1 protein-coding gene is annotated in these 275 nt (G+C 42.2%); it reads right to left on the bottom strand.

Annotation, left to right across the window (positions count from 1 at the left end; genetic code table 11):
- The coding region (locus tag QVO66_RS01985; protein ID WP_288172447.1) for a hypothetical protein at positions 1-275 on the bottom strand (275 nt) is incomplete at both ends.

Here is a 275-nt window from a genome sequence, read left to right as displayed (position 1 = left end):
ATTCAAGGACTTGAATATCTTGTAATAGCGGATAAGCATTGGCACGGACTGCACAGCAAACAATGCGTCAAACTCACCGTCAAAGGTTGACTTATTGAAATTATTAAGGATGAATTTGGCGATTTCTTCCATGCGGTTGGCATTGCCCTTTTCCACTTCCTCGCTTCCGTGATAATACTCCACGAGAAAACCCAACACGTTTTCATCGGCAATGGCATCCTTGATAAGATACTGATGCAAGCAATTACCAAATATCTCTTTAGTCGTATGCCCGT

This window comes from Prevotella sp. CAG:255, assembly GCF_000431195.1.
Lineage (GTDB): Bacteria > Bacteroidota > Bacteroidia > Bacteroidales > Bacteroidaceae > Prevotella > Prevotella rara.
The sequence above is the reverse complement of the archived record's forward strand: the minus strand, read 5'-3'. Positions and strand labels throughout refer to the sequence as shown.